The sequence below is a fragment of the Kribbella sp. NPDC050820 genome, from assembly GCF_040653975.1.
Classification (GTDB): Bacteria; Actinomycetota; Actinomycetes; order Propionibacteriales; family Kribbellaceae; genus Kribbella.
Genome location: NZ_JBFAHB010000165.1, coordinates 1 through 2183 on the forward strand (window position 1 = coordinate 1; position 2183 = coordinate 2183).

A 2183-nucleotide genomic window follows, 5' to 3' on the forward strand; every position below is an offset into this window, starting at 1 on the left:
TGTCGACGACGGGTGAAGACTGACCCCTGATCGACGGATGAAAACGGACCCCCTGGGCTGATCCTGTGGAGGGTGATGTCAGTGGAGGACTGGGCGGAGATCCGTCGGCTGCGCACGGCGGAGGGGATGGCGATCAAGGCGATCGTGAGGAAGACGGGGATCTCGCGGAACGCGGTTCGGCGGGCGTTGGCCGGTGATCGTCCGCCGGTGTATTCGCGGCCGGCGAAGGGGTCGGTGGTCGACGCGTTCGAGCCGCGGATCCGGGAGTTGCTGCGTGAGACGCCGACGATGCCGGCCACGGTGATCGCTGAGCGGGTCGGCTGGCCGCGTGGTTTGACGGTGCTCAAGGACCGGGTCCGGGAGTTGCGGCCCTACTATCTGCCGCCGGATCCGTCGTCGCGCACCGAGTATGACCCGGGGCATCGGGCGCAGTGCGACCTGTGGTTCCCGCCGGTACTGGTTCCGCTGGGTGCCGGGCAGGACGGGTCGCCGCCGGTGCTGGTGATGACATCTGGGTACTCGCGGATGCGGTGGGCGGTGATGATCGCGTCGCGGATGGCTGCGGACCTGACTGCTGGGCACTGGCAGCTGTTCTACTCGATGGGGGCGGTGCCGCGGCAGTTGGTGTGGGACAACGAGGGCGCGGTCGGCTGTTGGCGCCGCGGGAGGCCGACGTTGTCGGAGGAGTTCGAGTCGTTCCGTGGCAGCCTGGGCATCGGCGTGCATCTGTGCCGGCCACGGGACCCGGAAGCCAAAGGGCTGACCGAGCGGAACAATCACTACTTCGAGACCTCGTTCCTGCCCGGCCGGATGTTCACCGGACCAGCTGACTTCAACACCCAGCTGGCCCAGTGGCTGGTGACGGCCAACAGCCGCTACTCGCGCCGGATCGGCTGCGCACCGACCGCCCGCTGGGTCACTGATCGCGACGCGATGCTGGGCTTGCCGCCGGCGCCACCTGTGGTGGGTTGGCGGACCCGGGTGCGGCTGCCGCGCGACCACTACGTCCGGCTGGCCTCCAACGACTACTCCGTCGACCCGTCCGTGGTGGGCCGCTTCGTCGAGGTGGCCGCAGACCTGACCACGGTGACGATCACCTGCGCAGGAGCTGTCGTCGGACGTCATGACAGGTGCTGGGCCAGGCATCAGACCATCACCGACCCGGCCCACCGCGACAAGGCCCTCGAGCTGGCGCACCGCGCACGTGCCGCCAAGGAACACCAGTCGATGTCGACACCGGTGGTGGTCGAGGCCCGTGACCTGTCGGTCTACGACGCCATCTTCGGCACCGTCACCGGCACCGGCGAGGTGGCCTGATGGCCGCCACGACAGCCATGACCGCGAAAACCGGTCGCGATATCGACAGTGAGCTCGCGTTCTTGACCCGCGCCCTCAAGGCACCGACCCTGCGCGAGTCGGTCCCGCGGCTGGCCGAACGAGCCCGGGCAGAGTCGTGGACCCACGAGGAGTTCCTCGCCGCGTGCCTGCAACGCGAGGTCGCCGCGCGCGAGTCCCACGGCGGTGAAGGCCGGATCCGGGCCGCCCGCTTCCCCGCCAGGAAGAGCATCGAGGAGTTCGACTTCACCCACGCCCGCGGCCTGAAACGTGACCTGATCGCCCACCTGGGCACCCTGGACTTCATCGCCGGCAAGCAGAACGTGGTCTTCCTCGGCCCGCCCGGCACCGGCAAGACCCACCTGGCCACCGGAATCGCGATCCGCGCCTGCCAAGCCGGCCACCGGGTCCTGTTCGCCACCGCCGCCGAATGGGTCGACCGGCTCGCCGAAACCCACAACACCGGACGGCTCCAAGACGAGCTACGCCGCCTGGCCCGCTACCCCCTGCTCGTCGTCGACGAGGTCGGCTACATCCCCTTCGAACACGAGGCCGCCAACCTCTTCTTCCAACTCGTCTCATCCCGCTACGAACGCGCCAGCCTGATCGTCACCTCCAACAAGGAATTCGGCCGCTGGGGCGAGGTCTTCGGCGACGACACCGTCGCCGCAGCGATGATCGACCGGCTCGTCCACCACGCCGACGTGATCGCCCTCAAAGGCGACTCCTACCGCCTCAAGAACCACGACCTGGGCCGCATCCCGGCACCGGTCGACACCAACTAACCAACCGCAGAGGGGTCCATATTCAACCGTCGACAAAGGGTCCGTTTTCAGCCGTCGTTGACA

The 2183-nt window shown here is 68.3% G+C and carries 2 protein-coding genes; both read left to right on the forward strand.

What is annotated here, in order from left to right:
- Positions 1–72: 72 nt before the first annotated feature.
- Positions 73–1317, forward strand: a complete 1245-nt coding sequence (istA, locus tag AB0H36_RS48010) for an IS21 family transposase (protein WP_360539097.1) — start codon at positions 73–75, stop codon at positions 1315–1317.
- Complete coding sequence (gene istB, locus AB0H36_RS48015) at positions 1317–2120, forward strand: IS21-like element helper ATPase IstB (protein ID WP_360539100.1); 804 nt, start codon at positions 1317–1319, stop codon at positions 2118–2120. Before istA ends, istB begins: the two co-directional genes overlap by 1 nt.
- The last annotated feature ends 63 nt before the right edge of the window (positions 2121–2183 follow it).